The organism is Bacillus sp. BS1807G30, assembly GCF_040047675.1.
GTDB classification, from domain to species: Bacteria; Bacillota; Bacilli; order Bacillales; family Bacillaceae; genus Bacillus; species Bacillus altitudinis.
This window is the reverse complement of record NZ_CP157353.1, coordinates 2869420-2895297: the sequence shown is the minus strand read 5'-3', so window position 1 is coordinate 2895297 and position 25878 is coordinate 2869420. Positions and strand designations below refer to the sequence as shown.

General features: G+C 42.9%; 27 protein-coding genes and 1 pseudogene. 20 read left to right on the top strand and 8 right to left on the bottom strand.

The genetic code is table 11. From position 1 onward, the window contains the following. Positions 1-20: 20 nt before the first annotated feature. A complete protein-coding gene (locus tag ABG082_RS15040) occupies positions 21-764 on the top strand; it encodes an IucA/IucC family C-terminal-domain containing protein (RefSeq protein ID WP_348936214.1) in 744 nt (247 codons plus the stop codon). A 15-nt stretch (positions 765-779) separates the two neighbouring features. On the opposite strand, the gene ABG082_RS15035 is transcribed toward ABG082_RS15040, so the two are convergent. After that, entirely contained in the window at positions 780-1658 is an 879-nt protein-coding gene (locus ABG082_RS15035) for an endonuclease (protein ID WP_348936213.1), read from the bottom strand. A 173-nt stretch (positions 1659-1831) separates the two neighbouring features. On the opposite strand from ABG082_RS15035, the gene ABG082_RS15030 reads away from it, so the two are divergent. Further along, positions 1832-3067 carry an alanine--glyoxylate aminotransferase family protein gene (locus tag ABG082_RS15030; protein WP_348936212.1) on the top strand — a complete coding sequence of 412 codons (1236 nt, stop codon included), beginning with the start codon at positions 1832-1834 and terminating at the stop codon, positions 3065-3067. Between the two features lie 163 nt (positions 3068-3230). After that, complete coding sequence (locus ABG082_RS15025) at positions 3231-4424, top strand: MFS transporter (protein ID WP_348936211.1); 1194 nt, start codon at positions 3231-3233, stop codon at positions 4422-4424. A 48-nt stretch (positions 4425-4472) separates the two neighbouring features. On the opposite strand, the gene ABG082_RS15020 is transcribed toward ABG082_RS15025, so the two are convergent. Then, complete coding sequence (locus ABG082_RS15020; RefSeq protein WP_007500396.1) at positions 4473-5630, bottom strand: oxalate decarboxylase family bicupin; 1158 nt, start codon at positions 5628-5630, stop codon at positions 4473-4475. A gap of 64 nt (positions 5631-5694) precedes the next feature. Then, entirely contained in the window at positions 5695-6867 is a 1173-nt protein-coding gene (locus tag ABG082_RS15015; protein ID WP_050826580.1) for a helix-turn-helix domain-containing protein, read from the bottom strand. Between the two features lie 316 nt (positions 6868-7183). On the opposite strand from ABG082_RS15015, the gene ABG082_RS15010 reads away from it, so the two are divergent. The 4 genes from ABG082_RS15010 to yunB all read left to right on the top strand — a co-directional run bounded on the left by ABG082_RS15010 (position 7184) and on the right by yunB (position 10685). Next, complete coding sequence (locus ABG082_RS15010; protein WP_007500400.1) at positions 7184-8035, top strand: DUF72 domain-containing protein; 852 nt, start codon at positions 7184-7186, stop codon at positions 8033-8035. Between the two features lie 63 nt (positions 8036-8098). After that, on the top strand, positions 8099-9472 hold the full coding sequence (locus ABG082_RS15005; RefSeq protein ID WP_272511080.1) for a bifunctional UDP-sugar hydrolase/5'-nucleotidase: 1374 nt from the start codon (positions 8099-8101) through the stop codon (positions 9470-9472). Positions 9473-9539: 67 nt separating this feature from the next. Beyond that, positions 9540-9845, top strand: coding sequence for a DUF1805 domain-containing protein (locus ABG082_RS15000; protein WP_007500404.1), 306 nt, complete (start codon positions 9540-9542; stop codon positions 9843-9845). Between the two features lie 69 nt (positions 9846-9914). Further along, positions 9915-10685 carry a sporulation protein YunB gene (gene yunB / locus ABG082_RS14995; RefSeq protein WP_007500406.1) on the top strand — a complete coding sequence of 257 codons (771 nt, stop codon included), beginning with the start codon at positions 9915-9917 and terminating at the stop codon, positions 10683-10685. A 78-nt stretch (positions 10686-10763) separates the two neighbouring features. Here yunB and ABG082_RS14990 read toward each other — a convergent pair whose 3' ends face one another. Beyond that, the gene (locus tag ABG082_RS14990; protein ID WP_116306153.1) at positions 10764-11228 is read right to left on the bottom strand and encodes a DUF2691 family protein; all 465 of its coding nucleotides are present in this window, start codon (positions 11226-11228) and stop codon (positions 10764-10766) included. 222 nt (positions 11229-11450) lie between these two features. Between ABG082_RS14990 and ABG082_RS14985 the strand changes: the two genes are divergently transcribed. Further along, positions 11451-11681: a hypothetical protein gene (locus ABG082_RS14985; protein WP_008346846.1), complete on the top strand. Its 231-nt coding sequence runs from the start codon at positions 11451-11453 to the stop codon at positions 11679-11681. Positions 11682-11762: 81 nt separating this feature from the next. Here ABG082_RS14985 and ABG082_RS14980 read toward each other — a convergent pair whose 3' ends face one another. Beyond that, positions 11763-12707 (bottom strand): M23 family metallopeptidase, encoded by a 945-nt coding sequence (locus ABG082_RS14980; RefSeq protein ID WP_272511323.1) that lies wholly within the window; start codon positions 12705-12707, stop codon positions 11763-11765. A gap of 323 nt (positions 12708-13030) precedes the next feature. Between ABG082_RS14980 and lipA the strand changes: the two genes are divergently transcribed. Next, positions 13031-13927, top strand: a complete 897-nt coding sequence (lipA, locus tag ABG082_RS14975; RefSeq protein ID WP_008360456.1) for a lipoyl synthase — start codon at positions 13031-13033, stop codon at positions 13925-13927. Positions 13928-13966: 39 nt separating this feature from the next. On the opposite strand, the gene ABG082_RS14970 is transcribed toward lipA, so the two are convergent. Next, positions 13967-14602, bottom strand: a complete 636-nt coding sequence (locus ABG082_RS14970; protein WP_272511079.1) for a YhcN/YlaJ family sporulation lipoprotein — start codon at positions 14600-14602, stop codon at positions 13967-13969. Between the two features lie 120 nt (positions 14603-14722). Here ABG082_RS14970 and ABG082_RS14965 point away from each other — a divergent pair, with 120 nt between their 5' ends. The 3 genes from ABG082_RS14965 to ABG082_RS14955 are packed head-to-tail and all read left to right on the top strand — an operon-like array spanning position 14723 to position 16244. Next, complete coding sequence (locus tag ABG082_RS14965; RefSeq protein ID WP_003213192.1) at positions 14723-14998, top strand: YutD family protein; 276 nt, start codon at positions 14723-14725, stop codon at positions 14996-14998. Positions 14999-15017: 19 nt separating this feature from the next. After that, positions 15018-15452 (top strand): DUF86 domain-containing protein, encoded by a 435-nt coding sequence (locus tag ABG082_RS14960; protein WP_050826575.1) that lies wholly within the window; start codon positions 15018-15020, stop codon positions 15450-15452. A 21-nt stretch (positions 15453-15473) separates the two neighbouring features. After that, on the top strand, positions 15474-16244 hold the full coding sequence (locus ABG082_RS14955; protein WP_008346835.1) for a TIGR01457 family HAD-type hydrolase: 771 nt from the start codon (positions 15474-15476) through the stop codon (positions 16242-16244). Positions 16245-16286: 42 nt separating this feature from the next. On the opposite strand, the gene ABG082_RS14950 is transcribed toward ABG082_RS14955, so the two are convergent. Beyond that, entirely contained in the window at positions 16287-16787 is a 501-nt protein-coding gene (locus tag ABG082_RS14950) for a phosphatidylglycerophosphatase A (protein ID WP_029575457.1), read from the bottom strand. 113 nt (positions 16788-16900) lie between these two features. Between ABG082_RS14950 and yutH the strand changes: the two genes are divergently transcribed. The 6 genes from yutH (at position 16901) to ABG082_RS14920 (ending at position 24571) form a co-directional block, all read left to right on the top strand. After that, on the top strand, positions 16901-17941 hold the full coding sequence (gene yutH, locus ABG082_RS14945) for a spore coat putative kinase YutH (RefSeq protein ID WP_007500419.1): 1041 nt from the start codon (positions 16901-16903) through the stop codon (positions 17939-17941). A gap of 74 nt (positions 17942-18015) precedes the next feature. After that, positions 18016-18984: a D-glycerate dehydrogenase gene (locus tag ABG082_RS14940; protein WP_056702651.1), complete on the top strand. Its 969-nt coding sequence runs from the start codon at positions 18016-18018 to the stop codon at positions 18982-18984. Positions 18985-19206: 222 nt separating this feature from the next. Continuing rightward, positions 19207-20508, top strand: coding sequence for a homoserine dehydrogenase (locus ABG082_RS14935; RefSeq protein ID WP_019743822.1), 1302 nt, complete (start codon positions 19207-19209; stop codon positions 20506-20508). Then, entirely contained in the window at positions 20508-21569 is a 1062-nt protein-coding gene (gene thrC / locus ABG082_RS14930; RefSeq protein ID WP_008346825.1) for a threonine synthase, read from the top strand. Before ABG082_RS14935 ends, thrC begins: the two co-directional genes overlap by 1 nt. After that, positions 21566-22498: a homoserine kinase gene (gene thrB, locus ABG082_RS14925; protein WP_017358917.1), complete on the top strand. Its 933-nt coding sequence runs from the start codon at positions 21566-21568 to the stop codon at positions 22496-22498. Before thrC ends, thrB begins: the two co-directional genes overlap by 4 nt. A gap of 102 nt (positions 22499-22600) precedes the next feature. Beyond that, entirely contained in the window at positions 22601-24571 is a 1971-nt protein-coding gene (locus tag ABG082_RS14920; protein ID WP_348936210.1) for a S9 family peptidase, read from the top strand. 194 nt (positions 24572-24765) lie between these two features. Here ABG082_RS14920 and ABG082_RS14915 read toward each other — a convergent pair. Further along, a pseudogene (locus ABG082_RS14915) lies at positions 24766-25065 on the bottom strand (NifU family protein). A gap of 121 nt (positions 25066-25186) precedes the next feature. Here ABG082_RS14915 and ABG082_RS14910 point away from each other — a divergent pair. Continuing rightward, entirely contained in the window at positions 25187-25516 is a 330-nt protein-coding gene (locus ABG082_RS14910; RefSeq protein WP_008346819.1) for a YuzD family protein, read from the top strand. Between the two features lie 100 nt (positions 25517-25616). Beyond that, a complete protein-coding gene (locus ABG082_RS14905; protein WP_017367979.1) occupies positions 25617-25847 on the top strand; it encodes a hypothetical protein in 231 nt (76 codons plus the stop codon). Positions 25848-25878: the final 31 nt, after the last annotated feature.

Sequence of the window (25878 nt, the reverse complement as noted above, 5' to 3'; positions counted from 1 at the left end):
CGAAAGATGGGGGTTTTGATATGAGGCCAGAGTGGGTTGAGAGAGAATTACTTGATTTCGGGGTACACATCACAAATGGACCAATGACATCTGATCGCACACTTGCTGCGCTTTTTTCAGAAGCATCTATCAGACGTTTATTAGAAGCTGAAAAGGAAGCGATGCATGCCCCGAATATAGCAGTGGCGGCATCCATGTTTTCAAAGCGCTATGCCTATTTAGCTGTTAGTTCTACTTTGTACTTGATGACGATGTATGATGCTGTCTATCGGTTTTCACCAGAGGCGTGTGTCTTTAGAGAAGATCGTAAAATTGAGCTAGATGAAACGCTCTGTTCTTTTGTTCAGTTAGAAGGAGATCGTCATGAGTGGAGAGAGCAGGTCGTCCGCACGCTATTTACGCAGTGTGTCACACCTCTTTTAGATGTATTGAAACGTACTTCAAGACTTCCGTATTCAATTTTATGGGAAAATGTAGCGGTACGTATCAATTCTCTTTACCGTAGCATGATGCGAGAAACGGAAGAGCCTAAAATGAAAGAGCGCGTACGGGAGGATTATTTGTTTCTGAAGAAGGCATCGGGTGATCTTTTCGGAGCGAAGCAAAATCCTTTTCAGCACAGCTTAAATTTAGATGAAAGTTTGCTAGACACATCAAATCGAAAGACTTGCTGTATGTATTATAAGCTTGAGAAGAAATCAGAGAGTCTTGATTATTGTCTGGTCTGTCCGCTTGAAAAAAAGAAAGGCACTGCTTGTTCATAGCAGTGCCTCTCTTTTTTATTCCCAAATATCGCTTACCCACTCAGGGTGATCAATAAAAGGATTGCGATTGTGTTGGTACGTTTGATAGATGATTTCGTTACGATTTCGTTCGATTTGATCGACTGGATCTTGCTTGTGCCATTTCAAGAGGACAGACATTTTGCCGTGAAGAGGGGCGCTTCCATTATTCACTTTGTTGTTTAATTCTAAATCTGGGAAGCGGTCATCGCCTTCATATCGGACGGCCATATAAAAGAGCATTCTTGCTACATCTCCTTTCACCCGGCTATGAGGTTCAAATGAGTCGTTGTCGTAGAAGTTGCCCGGCGCTCCCTTGTATTCATTTCCGCCTATATCAAAATCTAAATTTCCTCGTGTGCTATTCGTTTGTACGTCTGTTGCCCGAAGGTGATGGAGATCTGTACCAGGTCCCTGGCTCGTCCCAAAATTGCCGTGAGATTTAGCCCACACATGCTCCCGGTTCCACTGTCCCACGTTTCCTCCATTTGCTTGCTTTGACCTGGAGATACCGCTATAGAGCAAGAGCACATTGCTTGGATTTTTTGGATCTTCATCCGTTTTCTTTAATGCATCCCAAACCTGGCTGTAGGATAGCTGCGTATGATCATCAATAATATCGTGTAATGCTTTCTTAAGAGCAGGCCCAGATTTGCCAGTAGCAGATTGGTAATAGGAATCAATTTGACTTGAAGCGGTTGTTTTCGCATGTTGAGCAGATGTTTCGGTTTGTAGCTGTAACGGGGAAAAGGTGATGGTTTGACTCGGTTCATTCAGAGTAAAGCCTTGAGCATTTGCAGCGGGAGGCAGCGGAGCGGCAAATGTACCGAAAATCATGATTCCGGCGGCCACAGTTCCAAATAAAGACCTTTTCATTCTATTTCCTCCTTCATAGGGAATGTATACTCTTTAGTTCTATCATATTGCCATAAAGAAATAAATGGATTTATCGTAAATTTTATGTAATCAATTCGTAAGAAAAGAGATTGCTATTTTATCAGCATTGCTGTATAAGTGGGCATATAAGGATGGACACAGCAAGGGAGAGGATGGATAACGTGAAAGAACTACACACACCTACTAGAACCATTATGACACCAGGACCTGTCGAAGTAGATCCGAGAGTCCTTCGGGTGATGAGTACACCAATTCTTGGTCAATTTGATCCTGCATTTACAGAGATCATGAATGAAACGATGACCTTATTACGATCACTTTTTCAAACAGAAAATGAATGGGCTTATCCAATTGATGGGACGTCCCGCTCAGGACTTGAAGCTGTGCTTGCCAGTGTGATCGAGCCCGGAGATGTGATGCTCGTTCCGGTCTTTGGACGCTTCGGTCATTTGCTGATTGAAATTGGACAGCGCTATGGTGCTGAGGTACATACAATGGAATGTGAATGGGGAACGGTTTTTAAGCAAGACGACATCATCGCAGAGATGCATCAAGTCAAGCCGAAAATTGTTGCGATGGTTCACGGTGAAACATCTACCGGAAGATTACAGCCGCTTGAGAAAATTGGTGAAGCATGCCGAGCGCTTGATGCGCTTTTTATTGTAGACGCTGTGGCGACAATTGGTGGTGTCGAGGTCAAGGTAGACGAATGGAAAATTGATGCGGCAATTGGGGGCTCACAGAAATGCTTGTCTGTTCCATCAGGGATGTCACCGATCACATATAATGACCGGGTGGCAGATGTCGTACAATCGAGAAAGAAAGTAGAAAAAGGGATTGCAACACAGGACGAACTGCAGAAACAGGTAGACATTTCTCCAATCAAAAGCAATTACTTTGATCTAAGCCAGCTGCAAGATTATTGGAGCCCGAGGCGGTTAAATCATCATACAGAAGCGACGACGATGCTTTATGCACTGAGAGAAGGGGTTCGTCTTGTGCTGGAAGAAGGCTTGGAGGAACGTTTTCAGCGCCACTTGTTTCATGAAAAGGCTTTAATGGCAGGCCTTGAAGCGATGGGGCTTGAATTATTTGGTGATCCAGACTGCAAAATGCCGGTCGTGACGTGTATCGTCATTCCAAGTGATATCGACGGAGAAGCGGTCCGGGCTGATCTTCTTCATCATTTTGGAATTGAAATTGCGAGTTCATTTGGGCCGCTTGCAGGACGGATATGGAGAATTGGCTCAATGGGTTATAGCTGCCGAAAGGAAAATATTCTATTTGTTTTAGCAGGCCTTGAAGCCATCTTGATGAAATACGGCGCAGCCATCAATTGTGGCGTTGGGTTACAGGCGGCTCTCTCCATCTATGAACAAGCTGAATAAAAAAGGGATACTCAAAATACTCGCCATCTGCGGGTATTTTTTATTTGGGAAAAAACGCTGTTTTTTGAAAAACTAGACTTATAGAGAGCGATATCGCTATACTGAAGAAGTTCTTATCATTTTTGTCATCATTTTCATTTATTTTGAAGAAAGAGGTTTTGATATGAAAAAAATGGGCAGATTATACATTTTGATGCTCAATATTTTTATCGCCATGCTTGGATTTGGTCTGATCGTTCCTGTCATGCCAAGTTATATTGAAGCCTTTGGCGCAACTGGGAAAACACTTGGTTTCCTCGTTGCTGCAACTGGCCTCACACAATTTACCTTATCACCCGTCGCCGGAGCGCTGACTGATCGATTTGGACGCAGAAAATTGATTATTGCCGGGATTGCCGGCTTTACGGTAGCTCAATTTATTTTTGCATTTGCCGATCAGCTTTGGATGCTGTTTGTGTCTCGATTTTTAGGCGGAGCTGCTGGTGCGCTGCTGATGCCCGCCATGTTTGCCTACATTGCTGATATCACAAGTGAAAAGGACCGAGGGAAAGGGATGGGTCTTTTTAGTGCTGCAATGACACTTGGTTTTGTCATTGGACCGGGTGTGGGCGGTTATTTGGTTGAGTTTGGAATTGCTTTTCCTTTCCTCATCGCTGGTTCTTTTGCAGCCCTGTCGACGCTGTTGTCTTTCTTGTTCTTACCTGAAACCTTAACAAAAGAAAAGCAGGAAGAAGCACGATTGAATAAAGAGCTTCATTTCAATCCTTTTACGCAGATGATTCAAGCTTTAAAAACACCATACGGTTTTTTGTTTATCTTGGCCTTTGTTTTGAATTTCGGAATCATTCATTTTGAATCGATCTTTGGCTTATATGTGGACCAAAAACATGGCTTTACACCGAAGGATATTGCATTTGTCATTACGGTAGCTGGACTTGCCGGTGTCATTGTTCAAGGTGCTTTAGTAAATACCTTTGTGAAACGATTTGGCGAAATGCGAGTTGTTCGTTATGCCCTTTTAGCTGCGGCATTTATGCTGATCGCCTGCCGCTTTGCCCCTTCCTTTTGGCTAATTTTTACGGGCTCCATTTTATTTTTATCGGCCACCTCGTTTGTTCGTCCAGCTCTCAATACATTACTATCTAAAATGGCAGGGAATCAGCAGGGGGTAGCAGGCGGCCTCAATACCTCCTTTATGAGCCTTGCGAATATCGTCGGGCCAAGTCTTGCGGGTATTTTATTTGATGTGAATATTGAGCTGCCATTTATGTTTGGAACGCTGGTGCTTTGTATGAGTTTCATTGCTTCTATTTTATGGGCGAAAAAAGCGCAGCAACATTCCCATGCCGTATCGTAAAGACAGCATAGAAAAAACCGATCAGCACAAATGGATCGGTTTTTTTCGTCATCGCTCATACTTCACAACTGGTGATTTTTCTTTATGCAACGCATGAATCAATGCATCATCCACATGCAAATGCTCCTTCACTAATTGAGGAGGGGTTAAGGCCATCCATTGGTTCAATGAAATATCTGCAAATCGATCGCTTTTAAACATTTCTAGAAACCAAAGGCTCGTTTGCCCGATATTTTGTATGTAATGCCCCATTCCGAAAGGAACATAACCAACATCACCTGCTCTGTAATTAAAGGTGCGAGCTGTCCCGCCTGCTCCAAAAACCGTCATTTTGGCTGTGCCGGTTAAATAGTATTGCCACTCATCATTATTCGGGTGCCAATGCATTTCTCTCATCCCGCCAGGTTTTACCTCCACAAGTGCAGCAGCAATGGTTTTAGATACTGGGAAATTGCGTGAGTCGACAATTCGTACGGTTCCACCAGAGGTCACGATTGGTTTTTGACGAAGGAGCTGGTGGGTAAATGGCGGTTTGATGCCGCCGTATGGATCAGAGACTGTTTGGCTTTCAATGGATGCTGGTGAAGAGCCTTGAAACATATAGCGTTGTTTATGTGGAATGCGGTCAAATAGCTTGATTGGCACGCCGAAATTAGCAGAAAGAATGTCTTTTGGTGTATGAGCAAACCAGTCTGTGATGGTGAACGTATCAAATTCAGAAAAAGCACCATCATCAAACACAAGGAGAAACTCACAGCCATCCTCAAGACCTTGAATGGAGTGCGGAATACCGGGCGGGAAATACCATAAGTCTCCTTCTTCTACATCAGCGATCATATTCCGTCCTTCTGCATCTACAGATGTGATCCGGGCTTTACCTAAAATCATATACGCCCATTCCGCCTGCTTATGCCAATGAAGCTCACGAACACCTCCGCGCGTAAGCCGCATGTTCACACCAGCAATAGTTGTTGATACAGGCAGCTCTCGCTCGGTAATTTCCCTCGACCAGCCGCCATGATTCAAGTGCATATGTGTATCAGAATATGAAAATTTTAAATTAGGAATCGTCCCCGCATCCGTTTTAGGGGGAACGAACATATCTGGGTTCTCCATATCGCGCAGAACGTCTCGCGGGCCTAAATCGGTTGCGCCGGCTCCATCGTCTCGAATCGGTTGCGGGATGTGACGAATCTCCTCATCCATTTGACACCACTCCTTGTCATTCACATTTCTCCTCCAAAATATATGAGACGTAAGAAAAAAAGATTCAATCCGAATCGGATGAAAGGTGCTTTTGAATACGCAAAGCTAAGCGCAAGCGCAATGTTGCGTCAGGATCTTTTAGGCTGATCTGAAGCAGTTCTTCACATTTCTCCAGTCGATATATCACGGTGTTGCGATGAACAGATAAACGCTTGGCTGTTTCTGAAATATGGCAATGTGTTTCGACATAAACAGATAAGGTGTGGAGAAGGTTTGGATCGACTTGTGGTTGTTCATATAATGGGTGGAGGTACTGCTCATAGAATGTTGTTAAATCTTTTGGTGGGATGAGCTTCAGTAAATCTGACACATCTTTTGCTTGATAGAACTGAATATATTCAGCTCTTAATGAGAGCTGGCCTGATTGCAGAGCATGGACAGCTTCACTGAATCCTTTTGGCAGATCGGTGATGAGATAACCGCTTAAGCTCACACCAAAGGAAATGGTGGCATTCACATGTTGTTTAATAAGGATCTGCATTTGTTTTAAAAAAGAGCAGATCGATTTGTTCATTGCCAGCCAGCCGCCAGTCTCTTCTATAAGGAAGATGCCGATATCTCCTTTGACAAAAAGAAAGGCGGGAAATGGACAGTGCGAAAGGGTGCTTTCAAGTAAAGCAAACACATCATCTACAAGGGTTTGCTGCTTAAGGAAACAAGTGAAATGACTGCTCTGATCAAGTTGACAGACGATACATATATAGGGAATCGTTGTGTTTAATCCAAACATGCGTGCCAGGCAGGCGACATCTTGCTCTGAGGAAATCGTTCCCTCCATCCATTTGCGAAACCATTCATTTTTGGCTCGCCCTGTAGATTGCTTGATGGCATGTTGTTTGATACGTGAAATGGACATGGCATTTACAGCTTGTACAATGGTCAAATGTAGCTCCATATCGTCTTGAGGATGAATGAAGGCTGGAACGACTAAATAATCATAAGCTTGTTCGTTTATATAGATAGGAAAAACAGAAACGCTTTCTTTTGAATGAACCATAGAAAAATAATGCTGCTGCGTACTGTGAAACAAGCGGAGCATTTGTATCCAATCTGGGTTTGTCATACCTTGGGATGAGGTGAAAAGAATACGTCCATACTGATTGATCAAATAGACAGGCTGATGAATTCTTTGGGCCACTTTTTGCAATACTTCAACATGATGATCGACAATGTTCATATCCACTCATTCTCCTTTTTTAGAGCTGAAGCCTTTGGTGAAGATGAATAAAAAAATGGACAATCGCTGTCAAAGTCTCTGATATAAATGTTATGTTATCAGCTTCATTCAATTTAGATAGAAAGTTGTGATGTAATATCACAAAAAAGATGGCAGAGCAAAATCACGTCACATCAGTCATCTTCATTCAGAAAAATGGGTAAATATGATATGTTGTAGACAGAAGAATTTCTTTCAGAAAGATGGGTATCCCAAGAAACAAAGACTTTCAATGGGAAAATCCGTTTAGACAAGCAAGTGGCAAGAGGTGAGATAGATGATTTATATCGGATTAACTGGCTGGGGCGATCATGACAGTCTGTACCCGCCGAGAATCGGCAGCTCTCAAAAGCTGTTTCACTACGCATCAACGTTTCCCATTGTGGAACTGGATGCAAGCTTTTATGCTGTTCAGCCTGAGCGGAACCATGAAAAATGGATAAAAGATACGCCAGACGCCTTTCAATTTGTCGTGAAAGCATATCAAGGAATGACCGGGCATCAAAGAGGCGAGATCCCGTTTGCTTCAAAGGAAGAAATGTTTGATGCCTTTATTCTTTCACTGACTCCTCTCATTCGAGCAGGGAAACTGGCGATGGTTCTGTTTCAATTTCCACCATGGTTTGATTGCAAAAAGGAGCACGTCCACTATTTAAGATGGTGTAAGGAGAAGATGGGGGACATTCCTTGTGCACTCGAATTCCGAAACCGGACTTGGTTTTCAGATGAGTTTTATGAACAAACCTTATCCTTTATGGAGAAAGAAGGGTGGATTCATTCCGTCTGTGATGAACCGCAAGTCGGAGAAGGGTCTATACCGCCAGTCATAAAAGCCACACACCGTGACAAAACATTGGTCCGTTTCCACGGAAGAAATAAACAAGGCTGGCTTCACCCGGCAGATCATGAGAACTGGCGTGAAGTTCGTTACTTATATTTATATAATGAAGCTGAACTAAAGGAATGGAAAAAGAACCTCGACATCCTGCATCAGCAGTCGAAAGATGTATATGTCGTATTTAATAATAACTCAGGCGGAGATGCGGCGACGAATGGCCAGCAAATGATTGATTTGCTGGATTTGACGTATTCAAGCTTATCCCCGAAGCAGTTAGATTTATTTAGTTAAACGAGAGCTGCGGCTTTCAACTTGAACGAGACGGTTCAGTGACAACTTGAGGGAGAGATCAACATGCTGCAGAAGCTATGGTTATATCATACAAACGACTTGCACAGCCACTTTGAAAATTGGCCAAAAATCGCAGCTTATATTGAAGAAAAGCGTCAAGTTCACGATCAGATGCTCTTATTTGATATTGGCGATCATATGGATCGAGTAAACCTTGTATCAGAAGCGGATTATGGAAAAGTGAATGTCAAACTCCTCAATCAGCTTGGCTATGATGGAGTCACAATTGGTAATAATGAAGGCATTACGCTGCCTCATGAGCAGCTCGGCCAATTGTACAAAGACGCGCAATTCCCGGTGATTTTATCTAATTTATTTGAAAAAGGCAAAAGGCCATCGTGGGCAAAGCCTTATGAAGTGATCACATTGAAAAATGGCCTGAAGATTGCCGTCTTAGGGGTGACCATTGCGTATACACCTGTCTATGAAAAGCTGGGCTGGGACATTACAGACCCATTTGAGAGCATACGGGAGATGCTGCAAGAAGTGAAGGGACAAGCCGATGTCATTGTTCTTCTTTCCCATCTAGGCATCATCCATGATCGAGAGGTAGCCCATGACTTCCCGGAAATCGACATCATCTTAGGCTCACATACGCATCATCTTTTAGAACAGGGCGAGATGGATAATGGAGTTCTTCTTGCATGTGCTGAAAAGTATGGGCATTATATTGGCTGTGTCGAGCTGACCATTGATACAGCGAGTAGCGAGCTCATCGAGAAAAAAGCGACGGTGCAATCAGTGGACCAGCTGATCAGTGAATCCGATAAAGCGATCACGACTTTACAGAAAGCTGAAAGACGAGCGAAGTCACTCATGCAGGAAAAAGTGACATCCATTGAATCAAAGCTCGAAACAAAGTGGTTTGATGACTCCCCGCTTCCGCAGCTTTTAACAGATGCCATTAGAGAATGGTGCGAGGCAGATATCGGCATGATGAATGCAGGGATGGTGCTTGATTCATTAGAGGCTGGCATCGTCACAAGAGAGGACATTCACCGGATATGCCCGCATCCAATTAATCCAATCAGGGTGACACTTACTGGGAAGCAATTGATCGAAACAGTGTCTCGTGGCTGTGAAGAAAAAATGGAACAGCTACGCATCAAAGGCTTTGGCTTTAGAGGCGAACTGATGGGGAAAATGCTATACAGCGGTTTGACTTATTCATTAGAAGAGGGCGAAACCAAACGAGTAAAAGATGTCTATGTAAACGATCAACTCGTCAAAGAAGATGATTCTTATACGGTTGGCACAGTGGATATGTATACACTTGGCTCTCTTTTTCCTCATATACGTGACCATGAACACATTGAATATTTCATGCCGGAATTTTTACGTGATGTCCTGAGCTGGCGATTGAAGGACGCAAAGTGAAATCCGCTCCAGCCTAACAACACTTGCCCTCCTTTCACATAGATTGTGTTGAAGGGAGTGAAGGGATATGGTGAATTTAACACCTATTACAATTGATGGCCATTCCTTTACAGCCGTCACCGTCAAACTGCCAAAGACCAATTTCATGGCAGTGACAAATGAGCATGGTTATATTATGTGCGGTGCACTTGATGTCGGGCTCCTAAATGAAAAGCTTGCAGATAGAGGAATCATCGCAGGAAGAGCAGTCGGTGTAAGAACCATCGAGCAATTGCTGGATGCACCTTTAGAATCTGTGACATATGCCGCTGAGTCGCTCGGCATTCATGCTGGCACAATTGGAAGAGATGCATTATTAAAAATGGTGAAATAAAATGAACAGATGATTCCTATCCCCCCGCCTGTCTGCATACACTTGTAATGGAGAAGGGGGGATTTTTTATTGAGATTGAACCGCCGTTATCGCCCCTATAAAAAGGGCCCTCTGCCATTTCGTTATGTCATGCTGCTTGCCATATTATTTTTTGTGCTCTCAACTGTCATTAGCCTATTCTTCATCAATCGTTCCATTAAACCGACTTTGATTCACATTGCTGAACTAGAAACAGAACGAATTGCCAATCATCTCATCCAATATTCTGTTCAGGATTTTGCAGATGATCAGGAGAATATGAAGGATATGGTTGTGATGAATACAAGTGAGAACGGCAAAGTGACAACTATCGACTTCAATGCGCAAGCAACATCGAAAGCAATGGCTGACCTGTCACGTCACCTTCAAAAAAATCTAGAGGACATTGAAAAGGGGAATTTTCAAAAAGAGGCAAAAGAAGCATTAAAGGATCAAACAGATGGACATGACGGCATTATATATAACATTCCGCTTGGGCAAGCGTCCGGAAATGCACTTATCGCCAACCTAGGACCAAAAGTACCTGTACGATTTAGTGTCATTGGTGACCCGCATACGGACGTTGAAAAAAACATCAAGCCATATGGCATCAACAATGCCTTGATTGATATTAGTGTGCTCATTGAGGTGAAAGTGAGAGTCATCATCCCATTCGCCTCAGAAACCATCGTCGTCAAAAACTCCGTGCCTGTCTCCATCCAAGCCGTTCAAGGAGACGTCCCAGATTATTATAATGGCAGCGGAACAAATTCAGGCGCTCCATCGATTGTTCTGCCAGAAAAAAAGGAGAAGAAAGAATAACAGCCCAATGGACGAATTGGGCTGTTTTTTTCATACGCTGTGATTGCATATAGTGTTTTTGTGATGCACTTTTTATTGTTACGAAACAGACAGTCTTGTCCTTGCATCATTTTCATCGGTGATATAGGTCACGTCTTCAAATCCACATTCAACTGCATTCTTGTATAGCCATTCGAGTGTTCCCTTATTTTTGCAATAGATCGTGACATAGGAGCAATCGGCTACTAAAAGAACAAGCTCGCATTGGCTTTCAATAAATTCTTCATAGGTCTTAATATGAGTCAATGTCCCTTTTGGATATGCTTGTAAATCGGCGAAAATCATATAATACGTCTTGTTTTCAATGAGGTGTTTGAGTTCTATACCGTCCATTTCTGTTTTACCTTCAGGAAAAAGTTCTTCATCTTTTTCGCCATCAACTAGTATATTCGAGTCTTCGGTATCGATTCGCCAGCTGAATTTGGTGATGTCGATCGGTTTTAGCACTTCTCCAAGGAAGACTCCGTATTCATTTGGAATGGTAAAGGTCAGTCCTCTTTTCAAAAAACAACCCCCTAACTCTTTGTGAAGTAATCTTTCATTGGCTGCGATGCTTAGACTTTTTTATGTGATCTGTTCATCTTATCCTAATTAACCACTTGATTCCATACGGATCACGTGCCATGATAAATGTTCATTGTTTTCTTTTTTTGAATAGTGTAGCTATCCTGAAGGCTGATTTTTCACGATCGTCTGTTATGAAAGTGAGAGGAGGATTTGATTGATATGAAGAAAATTCATGTAAGCGGATTTTGTTTTTTAGTATTTGCCATTGTATTTAGTGCTAAATATATGTCAGCATCGATATTATTAGCTGGGAGTGACAGTTTGAGTGTCGACTTATTTAGAGGGATGTTTGACATGATTCCACTTGAAGTAACAGTTGTGTATCTCCTTTTTTTCATCATGGGTATTCTTTTTTTAGTATTAGGATTGAAAGAGAAGCATAAGCAGTAACAGCAGACAAGTGATGACCGGGGAAATGTTGATACATATCAAAAGGAGAAGCAAGCGGTATCGCTAAACTTCTCCTTTTATTTATCGACGTTTCCGCTCGGCTCTTTCCCATGCCCTTAAATGAGGGTAAGGATCAAACGACCATTCAGTTCGTCCATTGTCTTTATACATGCCGTAATGAAGGTGTGGCGGGAATTTTCCTGCTGTGCCAGGTGGACCGTAACCGGAGCTTCCGACTGATCCGATGACTTGACCAGGTTCTACAATCTGCCCAGCTTTGAGTCCTTTTGCAAAGCCATTTAAGTGGGCAAAATAATGATAATGATTATGAATATCTCGAATGCCGATCCGCCAGCCGCCAAAGCGATTCCAGCCTTTCATTTCAATCACGCCGTACGATGTCGCACGAACAGGAAGACCGTAATGAGCAAAAAGATCAGTGCCCTCATGAATTCTTCTGCCTCCAAAGCCTCTCGCATCACCCCATGTACTCCTGTAGCTGTAGTCAGCGCCAACCGGAAGAGGAAACGCATGCTTTCCAAGGTCAAGATGGCCGTAATGCTTATAGAGCTTCATAAAAGATGAAATGATTCCAACGGTTTGATCGCGTCCGTAATAATCCCACAGCGCGATTTTTAATTGGTCGATGCTGCTGCCGTAATGGAGCAAGTATTGAGCAAACGTGAACAGGACATCTTCATCGTTATCGATTTCTGCTTTTCCATCCCCATTACCATCAAGCCCAATACCGTCGAACACTTTAATGCTTAATGGAGAGGTATCCTGCTTATTTGGGTTTTCTGGTCCTATCCACATTTCCCGGGGAATGTAGATGCCAATCACACCTGTTTGTTTTGGTAAATCTCTTCTACTTTTGCGTATATTGTGTTCATACTGATCAACCGCAGCAAGTACATACCACGGGACCTGTGTGGTGATGGCGATCTTTTCATACAGTGCCATTCGCTGTTTTAATTCACCAGGCTGTTTGTTTGGCCCTTGTGCTTGGACTGATGCGGGAATCATTGAAAGAGCGATGATGATCGCTAAAACCACTTTCACAAACGTCCATCTCCTTTCTTCGAACATACCTTCTACCGTTTAGTGTGGTTTGATCACGTTATTTCATAAGAAGAAAATGTTAGTAATTTTCTTCTGTTATTTTAGGAGTCTTTTGGGTATTTTTGCAGCTCATTCCCTTGTTGTTCAATCTGTACTATGTTAAAGTGTCTAAAGAAAAGGCCTTAGGCCGAAGATTCAATTTTTTGCGGCAACAGCTGCATCCATCGTATATAGCAGGAAGATGATTGTATATGCACCTTTAACGAATTCATATGGAGATGATGGAATTGGCAAAGAAGGAAGAGCACGTAAGAAAACCGGACTGGCTTAAAATTAAGCTGAATACGAATGAAAACTATACCGGTTTGAAAAAAATGATGCGGGAAAACAACCTGCATACCGTTTGTGAGGAAGCGAAATGTCCGAATATTCACGAATGCTGGGCAGTGAGAAGAACTGCTACATTTATGATCCTCGGATCTGTTTGTACGCGCGCATGCCGTTTCTGTGCGGTGAAAACCGGACTTCCTACTGAGTTAGACTTGCAAGAGCCAGAACGCGTGGCAGATTCAGTGGCTTTGATGAATTTAAAGCATGCTGTTATAACAGCGGTTGCAAGGGATGACCAAAAAGATGGCGGAGCAGGCGTATTTGCTGAAACTGTTCGTGCCATTAGAAGAAAAAGTCCATTCACAACAATTGAAGTTCTCCCTTCAGACATGGGTGGCAATTATGATAATTTGAAAACGTTAATGGATACACGCCCTGATATTTTAAATCACAATATTGAAACAGTACGCAGGTTAACACCAAGAGTTCGTGCACGGGCTACATACGATCGTTCATTGGAATTCTTGCGTCGTGCAAAAGAAATGCAGCCTGACATTCCAACGAAATCAAGCATTATGATTGGACTCGGTGAAACGAAGGAAGAAATCATTGAAGTTATGGATGATCTTCTTGCTAATAACGTCGACATCATGGCAATTGGTCAGTATTTACAACCTTCGAAAAAGCATTTGAAAGTGCAAAAATACTACCATCCAGATGAGTTTGCAGAGCTGAAGGAAATTGCCATGTCAAAAGGCTTTAGCCACTGTGAAGCTGGACCGCTTGTCCGTTCTTCTTACCATGCAGACGAACAAGTAAACGAAGCGTCTAAGAAGCGTCAGGCGCAAGCATAACAAAGAAAACGCCAGAGCTCTCTGGCGTTTTTTCTCGTGCTAATTTTGGCCGTAAGGTGTGTTTCGTCTCATGGTCCGATCGGAATTCGTCATGCCATTGGCATCTTCTTTCGTTGAAATATCTCCGCCTTGAGGAGAGTATTTCATTTGTTGAATCGTTTTCGTTAAAATTTGATCAAAATCACGTGAATTGGTTTGAAGACGTGAAAAATTGGCAATGGATTGAAAGTGCTCTGGGTTATCAGAGACGTACACATGATAATAACGAGGGAGAACAGAAACCGCTGTTTTTTTCACTTGATCGGCTGATTCATCTCGGTTTTTGTTGCCTGTTCGATACACAATGAGGGCATCCTCGTCTGTGACAAGTGTTGCTGCATCCTTTATATTTGGCAGCTGGATGGCTAAACTTGTAATCACGTGGGCAAGGTGCTCACGATTTAAAGCAGGGGTTCTTTCCTTTTGATCGGTTACTTGCTGGCGCTGATAACGAACATAGCCTGCTCGATTCGTATCTGCTTCTGGCATGTTGGAATTATATCCTTCATGACGATCAGACAGGCGAATTGTCTTGCTGGAAGAGTCTTCATCCACTTGCCGGTTCATGCCTGATTGAAAGCCGCATCCGCCTAAAAGCATGCATAGGAGAATAGTGGCTGTCAGTTGTTTCATCATAAATGTGACCTCCTTTTTTCTTTAGCTTCGGCTAAATCGGAAAAAACATGCTTTAGCAATTGATGGAGTTGTTCCAATGAATTATCATTAAAGATGGATCGTTTAAAAAGAGGTGAGAAGATGATCGTCATTCAGAATGCTACCTTTGATCTTGTAAGAGATATCAAAGACGGCTTTGATGAGGAAGCGTTTAAAGCAAGGTACTCAGATATTTTAAATAAGTATGATTATATTGTGGGGGATTGGGGCTATAACCAGCTTAGGCTGAAGGGGTTTTTTGATGACCAAAACCAAAAGGCCACATTCGATACAAAAATCAGCACACTCGATGAATACATTTATGAATACTGTAATTTTGGCTGTGCCTATTTTGTCTTAAAGCGGATTAGAAAATAACGCAAAGGGGAGCGTCATGATGTATTTCGTAGACAGAAAGAAGATTGAAGAGACATTACGTTTTTTTGAGGAGCAATATGATTTGATGCGCAGCCATCAAACATGGTCAAGTCCTTTAGAAAAAAAAGCGCTGGAACGAATTGTTCATTTGCTCGTCGAATGTATTCTTGATACAGGAAATGATATGATTGACGGCTTTATCATGCGGGACCCAGGAAGCTATGACGACATCATGGATATTCTTGTGGACGAAAAAGTTGTACCAACAGAAGAAGGCACTCACCTGAAAAAACTGGTCTCGTGCCGTAAAACACTTGTTCAGCAATACCAAGAAGTGGTTCATCAAGATTTGTTGCAGGTCATCAGTGAGGTAGAACAGGCGCTGCAAGTCTTCCCGAATCGAATTCGCACTTACTTGGAGCAGGAGCTTGGACCAGTATCAGCGTTTAAATAAACCATTGGAGTTGTAAGCAGCATGAAATACAAAGGCTATTTAATTGATTTAGACGGGACGATGTATAAAGGAACAGAAAAGATCGAAGAGGCGGGGCAATTTGTTCACAAGTTAAATGAGTTGAACATCCCTTATTTGTTTGTCACGAATAACTCTTCGCGCACACCGAAGCAAGTAGCAGAGAAACTCGTTTCATTCGATATCCCAGCAACGGAAGAGCAAGTCTTTACAACAAGTATGGCAACGGCAAACTATATCGCAGAACAAAAGAAAGATGCCTCGGTGTATGTGATCGGAGAAGAAGGCATTCAGCAGGCCATTGAAGAAAAAGGCTTGTCGTTTGGTCAAGAAGACGCTGATTTCGTTGTCGTTGGAATAGACCGCGGTATTACATATGAAAAACTAGCGGTAGGAGCCATTGCAATCCGTCAAGGTGCACAATTCGTTTCAACAAATGGAGATATTGCCATTCCGACAGAAAGAGGGCTGTTACCTGGAAATGGATCGTTAACATCTGTGCTGACGGTTACGACAACAGTGCAGCCAACATTTATTGGAAAGCCAGAGTCTATCATTATGGAACAGGCCATGCGGGTGCTCGGGACAGATGTGTCAGAGACGCTCATGGTGGGCGATAACTATGATACCGATATTATGGCAGGGATGAACGCAGGGATGGATACACTGCTTGTCCATACAGGCGTCACGACAAAAGAGCTGCTTCAGAAATATGACAAACAGCCAACCTATGTCATTGATTCATTATCTGAGTGGATTGAACGATTATCTTAATGAAAAGAGGACAAGCGTCAGACGCACGTCCTCTTTTGTGTTTTATTCTGCATTTCTCGCACTATGTGCCAGTCTGCTTGATGCCGCCGCAGCAATAGCACCGACAATGTCATCTAAAAAGGTATGGCATTCACCTGTGGATTTATCGTTGAGTTTCCCAAGAATCCCTGGTTTTTCTTTATCGATATATCCGTAATTCGTAAAGCCGATGGAGCCATAAATATTGACGATGGCAAAGGATAAAATTTCATCCACACCATATAGACTTTCATCTGTTTCAAGAATGGATTGCAGCGGTTCTGTCAGCTTTTTTTGCTCAGCGAGAACGTCTAGTTCAACGCCTGTTAAGATGGCATTTTGGACTTCACGTTTTGCGATGACACGTTCCACATTGTGGATGCACTCTGTCATGTCTAAGCCAGGATGATATTTTTCCTGTAAAAAGAAGACAAGGTCTGCTATATCTTGAATGGTTACGCCTCGTTCTTGTAAACGGCGTCTTGCTGTTTTTTCTACTTCGTTCATCTCATGATGATGCGGCATGTTCCTCACCCAATTCTCGTAATTTGTCCACAACGTGTGAAAAAGCTTCGGATAGTAAATAGTATTCATAAATCCCTCAACCTGCGACTACGATATGATAAGAGACTGATTTTATGAACGCAGGTGAAATCATGAAAGAAACCATTTATCACACATTTGGTATTGATGTGCGTCAATTTATGCCATATGGCAGTTATCAGAGCTTTCAAACGGCGAAAGCTCTCTTCATCATTGTTCCCGTGTCTCATTTGCGAGAAGAAGAACTCACAGAGCTTTATCATATCAGTCAGTATTTACTGAATGACGGTGACCCATACGTTGCCGTGTTTGAATTAACAAATGAAGAGAAACCGACTTTTACCCATGGAAAAGAACTGTACGCTCTATTAAAGGCAGCACCGCGGGTCACAAGCCGCTCATTTCAGCACGCACCAGAGCTGGCGGCCTTTCATGTCAGGGGGAGAGGGTTTCCTTATGAGGTGTCTGAAACAAAACGTGTCGGAGCTTGGAAGGAATTATGGGCAAAACGGTTAGACCAGCTGGAAGGCTTTTGGATGCAGCAAATGCATCAAAAACCACTTGAACGATTTGAAAAGAAATTCATTGAATCCTTTCCGTATTATCTCGGATTAACGGAAAATGCCATTCAATATTTAGTGGATACAGAGCTTGATGATGAACCAAAAGAATGTGATTCAGGTACTGTTTGTCATCAGCGCTTTTCACGTATGACCTGGCCACATGAGCAGCCGCTTCGTTTACCTGTTGACTGGGTATTTGACCATCCAACAAGAGACATCGCAGAATATTTAAGAGAAACCTTTGTCCAGCATAAGGAGGATTTAATTGAAGAGGGATTCTCCTTTTTGCAGCAATATGAGCAGGTTACGCCTCTTTCATCATTTTCAAAGCGTCTGCTGTACAGCCGTCTTCTGTTTCCGCTTCATTATTTTGAAATTGTCGAAGGTTATTATATGTCAGGAGAAAATGAAAAATCTTATTATGAAGAACGATTAGATTACGTTTTAAATGATGCGAACCGCTACGAATATTTTCTCAAGGTGTTTCAAGAATTGAGTGCCATGCGCAGCGGTGGGCATCTCATTCCTCCTGTTGGATGGATTCATCAATCCGCTGATTTGAAGTTTCAGTGAACAGATGAAACGTCTCTTTTCTCTTGAGGCGTTTTTCGTTATGCTTAAAGAAATCAACCAAAGGAGTGTTCTTCTTGACGAAACCTTATGTCTATATCACAAGAAAGCTTGATGAAACAACACTTACACCATTAAAAGAAGTCGCTCATATTGACATGTGGACGAGCGAGGATGAGCCGTGTCCAAGAGAAGAGTTAGAAAAACAAGCTGCTCAAGCAGATGGGCTGCTCACGATGCTGTCAGATCAAGTAGATGAGACACTTTTATCAAATGCTCCAAATCTAAAAGTGGTCGCGAATCTCGCGGTCGGCTATGACAATATTGATCTAAAGGCAGCTAAAAAGCACGGGATCACGGTATGTCATACACCGGACGTCTTAACAGAATCGACAGCTGATTTAGCCTTTGCGCTTTTGATGGCGTCAGCAAGACGAATTGTCGAAGCGAGTGATTGGATTAAGGATGGGAACTGGACAGGCTGGGGGCCGCTTCTTCTAGCCGGTGCGGATGTTCATCATAAAACGTTAGGGATTGTCGGAATGGGCAGTATTGGAACCGCACTTGCCAAGCGGGCAAAAGGTTTTGATATGAATGTTCTTTATCATAATCGTTCAAGAAAGCCAGAAGCAGAAGCGCAGCTAGGTGTGACCTATGCCGCATTTGATGAGCTGCTTACGCAGTCTGATTTCATCGTTTGTTTGACGCCTTTAACGCCTGAAACGAAAGAAATGTTTAATAAGAAAGCATTTGAGCAGATGAAGAACACGGCTTACTTCATCAACGTTTCCAGAGGGCAGACGGTAGACGAAGATGCTTTATATGATGCTGTCACGACAGGAAAAATTGCAGGAGCAGGTCTGGATGTATTTAGCAGGGAGCCTGTCAGTCCGGATCACCCGTTAACGACATTACCAAATGTGACAGTGCTTCCTCATATCGGAAGTGCGAGTGTTGAAACGAGAAAAAACATGATGCATTTATGTGCTGAAAATATTGCGCTTGTCCTGCAAGATCAGCAAGCCAAAACGCCAGTTCAGGCGTAATCTCAAGCTTCCCGGCTTCGGGAGCTTTTCTCACAAAAATATTTTGAAAATATAGAATCTTGATATAAATAGCTGTTAAGCGGTTTCATTCTCATATTCTCTTATTTTATTACCTTGTCAAAATGAGGATACCCCTTTATAATGTGTGTACATTGAATGTCTGTGTTAGGTTAACAAATGTCTTTTTAGAGAGGACATTTACGGAGAAAGGTGGAATTTCAGGTGAAGGCAATTCGAGTTGGACTACTAGGATTAGGAACAGTGGGGAGCGGTGTCGTTAAGATTATTCAAGATCATCAGGATAAATTAATGCACCAGATCGGCTGTCCGGTATTAATAAAAAAAGTGCTTGTGAGCAATCCCGATAAAAAAAGAGATGTGGATGTGGCAAGAGAGGTCTTCACAACTGAAGTATACGATGTGATTCGAGATCCAGAGGTCGACGTCATTATTGAAGTGATGGGCGGCATTGAAGAGACAAAACAATATTTAATAGATGCACTAAATGAGAAGAAGCATGTCATTACAGCCAACAAGGATTTAATGGCGCTATATGGCACAGAGCTTTTACATGTAGCAAAAGAAAACGGCTGTGACCTTTACTATGAAGCAAGTGTCGCAGGTGGGATTCCGATTTTGCGTACACTAGAGGAAGGTTTAGCCTCTGACCGCATCACAAAAATGATGGGAATCGTGAACGGGACAACGAACTTTATTTTAACAAAAATGAATGTCGATAAAAGCGCGTATGAAGATGTATTAAAAGAAGCGCAGGATCTTGGCTTTGCAGAAGCAGATCCGACGGCGGATGTAGAAGGGCTAGATGCGGCAAGAAAGATGGCCATCCTGGCAAGACTCGGCTTTTCCATGAATGTAGATTTAGAGGATGTGAAAGTAAAAGGCATCTCTGACATCTCGGATGAGGACATTAATTTCAGTAAACGTTTTGGCTATACAATGAAGCTGATTGGAATTGCCCAAAGGGACGGAGAGAAAGTGGAGGTCAGCGTACAGCCAACTTTACTTCCTGATCATCACCCGTTATCTTCCGTCAACAATGAATTTAATGCTGTCTATGTTTACGGAAGTGCTGTCGGAGAAACGATGTTTTACGGACCTGGAGCAGGCAGCCTGCCAACGGCAACAGCTGTAGTCTCAGATTTAGTCGCTGTTATGAAAAACATGCGTCTTGGTGTGAATGGCAGTGGATTTATTGCACCGCAATTTGAGAAGAAAATCAAATCATCATCCGAAGTATTTGCTCAGCAATTTTTAAGAATACATGTGAGAGATCAAGTCGGAGCTTTCTCCCGCATTACATCGATTTTTTCTGAAAGAGGCATCAGCTTTGAAAAGATCCTTCAGCTTCCTGTCAAAGGGCATGATGAGCTGGCTGAAATTGTGATTATTACACATCAAACATCAGAAGAAGATTTCTCAAATATCCTGCAAACATTAAACGATCTCGACGTGGTGGTTCAAGTGAAGAGCACGTACCGAGTAGAAGGGAACGGTTTAAGCTGATGAAGTGGAATGGACTCATTGAAGAATTTCAAGAATTCTTACCAGTAAACGAACAAACACCTAAACTAACATTAAATGAAGGAAACACACCGCTGATTCATCTCGCAAAGCTTTCCGAAAAACTAGGGATTGAACTTCATGTGAAAACAGAAGGCGTCAACCCTACAGGTTCTTTTAAGGATCGCGGGATGGTCATGGCCGTCGCAAAGGCAAAAGAAGAAGGTAATGATACGATCATGTGTGCATCGACAGGGAATACGTCTGCAGCAGCGGCAGCTTATGCGGCGCGCGCTGATATGAAATGTATTGTCATCATTCCAGATGGAAAAATTGCCTTCGGTAAGCTGGCGCAGGCTGTCATGTACGGAGCAGAGATCATTGCCATTGACGGCAACTTTGATGATGCACTTAAAATTGTCCGCAGCATCTGTGAAAAAGCACCGATCGCACTTGTTAACTCCGTCAATCCATACCGAATTGAAGGACAAAAAACAGCGGCATTTGAAATCTGTGAGCAGCTAGGCTCCGCACCGGACGTACTGGCGATTCCTGTTGGGAATGCGGGGAATATTACAGCGTACTGGAAAGGCTTCAAAGAATATCATGAGAAAAAAGGCACTGGACTGCCAGTCATGCGTGGTTTTGAAGCAGAAGGTGCTGCAGCCATCGTTCGAAATGAAGTCATTGAGCAGCCAGAAACAGTCGCAACAGCCATTCGCATCGGAAACCCTGCAAGCTGGAAACAAGCTGTAGCAGCGGCAGATGAATCGAACGGGAAAATTGATGAAGTGACAGATGAAGAAATTCTTCATGCCTATCAATTGATCGCACGTGAAGAAGGTGTCTTTGCAGAGCCAGGGTCTTGTGCATCAATTGCAGGTGTACTCAAACAAGTGAAATCTGGAGAAATTAAGCCAGGCAGTAAAGTCGTCGCTGTACTGACAGGAAACGGATTAAAAGATCCGAATACGGCGATTGATATTTCGCACATCAAACCGGTCACACTGGATGCAGATGAAGATCAAATTCTGGAACATTTAGAAAAGGCCGCACGCGTATGAGTAACGCCTCCATGCTTTTTTCAATCACAGTACCGGGAAGCACTGCCAACTTAGGACCAGGCTTTGACTCAGTCGGAATGGCGCTCAGCCGCTATTTAAAGCTATCGGTCTATGACCATGATAGCTGGCTGTTTGAAGCAGAAACAGATGTCGTGTCTGGTATTCCATCAGGCACCGATAACCTGATCTACCAAACAGCTAAAAAGGTCGCAGATGACTTTGGAAAAACACTCCCGCCTGTTCATGTCAAAGTGTGGAGTGATATTCCATTAGCAAGGGGGCTGGGCAGCAGCGCTGCTGCCATTGTCGCCGCTATTGAGCTCGCTAATCAGCTGCTTGAATTAAAGATGACCGATGATCAGAAACTCTTTTTTGCAAGTGAGGTAGAAGGTCATCCAGATAATGCGGGTGCCTCTTTATTCGGTGGTTTACTCATCGGTCTTCATGAAGAAGACAAGACACATGCCGTTAAAGTGCAGCATGTGGATGTAGATGTCGTCGTCGTGATTCCTTTTTATGAAGTACTCACAAAGGATGCCCGTGATGTCCTGCCAGAGGATTTTTCCTATAAACAGGCCGTGAGCGCGAGTGCAGTGAGTAACGTCCTGGTCGCCGCCTTAATGACGCAGAACTGGCCGCTTGTAGGGGAAATGATGAATAAAGATTTATTTCATCAGCCATACCGCACGATGCTTGTCCCGGAGCTATCAAAGGTGGAGCACGTTGCTTCATTAAAAGGCGCGTATGGAACAGCATTAAGCGGTGCTGGGCCGACCATTTTGACCTTAGTGGAAAAAGGGAAGGGAGAAGCGTTGAAAGAACAGCTTGCCCAAAATTTCCCGCATTGTGAAGTAGATGTGCTGACGGTGCCGGTAGAAGGTGTCATCGTCGAGCATCATTCTGTGAATCAAATGAAGAACGTGCTATAAATGAGCACGTTCTTTTTTTATCCTTGTTTTTCACAACAAAAGCAGGGATTATTATTTAGAGAAGCGAACTATTTTTGATACATAAAAGGGGGAGATCTATTGATGAAGAAATTGATAACAGCAGAGGATTTAACGCAAATCGTGTCTGTTTCTCATCCAGTCTATTCACCAGATGGAAAAAAGGCTGTTTTTACAAAAGTATCGGTGAATGAAAAAAAGGATGATTACAATATTCATTTATGGGTTCGAGATGAAGGGACAGGGGAGCTGTCACAATGGACATTCGATGATGGAAAGCATCATCAGCCAGTGTGGTCAAATGACGGGAAGCAGCTTGCGTTTATTTTGCAGAAGCCAAAGGAAGTCCCTCAGCTCGCACTCATTCAGAGCGATGGCGGCGGCATTCGTACTTTAACGAATATTCCTTACGGCGTATCTCATCCTGTATTTTCACCGGATGGAGCGTTCATTTATGCAGCGGTCTCATTAAAACAAGAAGAATCTGTTCATGATGAAAAAAAGGAAGAGTGCGATGACTTTGCTCCGGCAGTTTATGATGATTTGACTTATAAAGCAGATGGCAGAGGTTTTTTAGACGGGCGGCTGACGCAAATTGTACAAATCGATGTCTGCTCAGGGGAGGTAGAGACGGTTACGAGTGAGCAGCAGCATCATGTGAATCATGTCGTCTCTCCTTGCGGAAAGTGGCTCGCCTATATTCAATCCAACCCGCAGACGTTTTACATAAGTGATATCTGTCTCCTGTCATTAAAGGACGGTACATCCAAGAAAATCACCCAATCAACAGGCGCTTACTCGACCGTATCATTTTCTCCAAATGGAGAAAGCCTGTTGTACATTGGACACGAGCGTGAATTTCAGAATGCAACCTTCCCATCATTGTGGCTGTATGATCTGAAGGAGAAAAAGACCGTTCAACTGTCAGAAATGCTCGATATGTATGTTGGTAACTGTATGGCAGGGGATAGTGTCATAGGTGAAGCCAATCAGCTTCCGCAATGGACGAAGGATAGTCAGGGGTTTTATGCGCTTGTTTCTGATCAAGGGAGTACCGGGATTTATTATTTCTCTATTGAAGGCTTAGCCTATCCCGTTTGTTTAGAGGCAGAACATGTGACGAATTTCAGTCTTCATCCAGATGAATCAAAAATGCTGATCAGCCGTCTTTCACCTGTCTCGCCTAGTGAGCTGTATGAGCTGACTTTAGGGGAATCCTCACTCAAGCAAATCACGTTTGAGCATGATGACTTTCTAAAGGAACATGTCATATCCGAACCTGAACCAATTTCTTTCCAGTCAAAAGAAGGAGACGTTGTACATGGCTGGTTTATGAAGCCTGCTCAGATGGAAGAGGGGAAGACATATCCACTTATCTTAGAAATTCATGGCGGGCCGCATGCGATGTACGGTCATACGTATTTTCATGAATTTCAAATGCTCGCCGCTGAAGGGTATGCGATTGTTTACATCAACCCTCATGGCAGTCATGGATACGGACAGATGTTTACAGACCGGGTAAGAGGCAGCTATGGTGACGTTGATTATGAGGATGTCATGCTGGCTGTTGATCATGTGCTCGAAGCCTATGACTTTCTTGATGAAACAAGGCTTGGCGTAACAGGCGGCAGCTATGGCGGTTTTATGACCAATTGGATTGTCGGACAGACAGACCGTTTCCGTGCAGCTGTTACACAGCGTTCCATTTCAAACTGGATTAGCTTTTATGGCATCAGTGATATCGGCTATTTCTTTACAAAATGGCAGGTGGATGGGGATATTTATGATTCGGTTGATAAGCTATGGGATCGTTCGCCGCTAAAGTATGTAAAACAGGTGAACACACCGCTTCTCATCCTGCACAGTGATGAAGACTACCGCTGCCCAGTCGATCAAGGAGAGCAGCTTTTTGTGGCATTGAAGGAGCTTGGAAAAGACACGAGATTAGTCAAGTTTCCTAAGGCTTCTCATGATTTATCCAGAAGTGGCCACCCTGGGCAGCGTATTCAAAGACTGACCTTTATTCAAGAATGGTTTAGAGAGAAATTATCCTAATCAAAAAACGGCCCTGATTGGGTCGTTTCAGCGTGTAGACAAACCCTCGCATTCGGTGTCAGTCCTGCGTTCTCGTCCTTACTAGACCACAAAGGTTTTCTATCACGCTGAAAACAAGACAAAGGGCTAAAATTAGCCCTTTGTCAACAATTAAAAAACGACCCGGTAAGGGTCGTTTTCATGTCATATATGAATTAGAAAACCTGTTCAACTTCTACAACGCCAGGTACTTCTTCTAATAATGCGCGCTCAATACCGGCTTTCAATGTAATGGTTGAACTTGGGCAGCTGCCGCATGCACCAAGAAGGCGTAATTTCACAATGCCATCTTCAATGTCTACAAGCTCACAGTCTCCACCATCACGTAATAGAAATGGACGAAGTTTGTCCAGTACTTCCTGTACTTGGTCTTTCATTTCGACTTCAGTCATTAGATATAATCGCTCCTTTCACAACATATCACCATTATATTCATCTGGACGATAAAAATCTATTGATTGGTTTCAAAGTTTCCTTCTCATTATAGCACAATCTCATCTTGAAACAAAAAGTGATTTTGACTTTTTTCATACAGAAAATTCAGCTAAAATAAAGAAAGAATAGGGGGCTTGTCAAATGAACAAAACCGTTGATCTTTATGTATATGGAAGAGATGTCCTGTGCGCTAGCTGCGTGAATCTGCCTTCTTCAAAAGATACATTTGAGTGGTTAGATGCAGCATTAAAACGAAAATATCCAAATCAGCCGTTTCGCATCACATATATCGATATTGAGCACCCACCTGAAAACGAACGCCAAAAAGAATTATCTGAACGAATTCTTGATGATGAATTCTTTTATCCGCTTGTCCTTGTTGAGGATCAAATTGTAGGAGAGGGCAATCCGAAATTAAAAGATATTTATCAAGAAATGGAGAAATACGGGTACGAAGAGAGCAGTGAATGAGCTGTTCTTTTTTTAGGAAAATAAACAGAACAAACGTTCCTTTTTAGGTTGATTTAGAACGTTTGTTCGGTTATAATGAGATGAAAGGAGCGTGAGCATCATGAATTATTTACTAAAACAATCTCTTCATCAACAAATACCGATTGATATGATTTATATGAAGAAAAATGGAGAGTGCTCGAAACGAAAAATCATTGTACATCGTCAAACTGAACAGTTCATACAAGCGTATTGTTTATCGAAGAAGACGATCAGAACGTTTCGTAAAGACTGCATCCTTGCGCTTGCTCCTATCAAAGTGAACCATCCATCGGTACATGCCGTTTCATAATAAAAGCTCCTTCATTAGAAGGAGCTTTGAG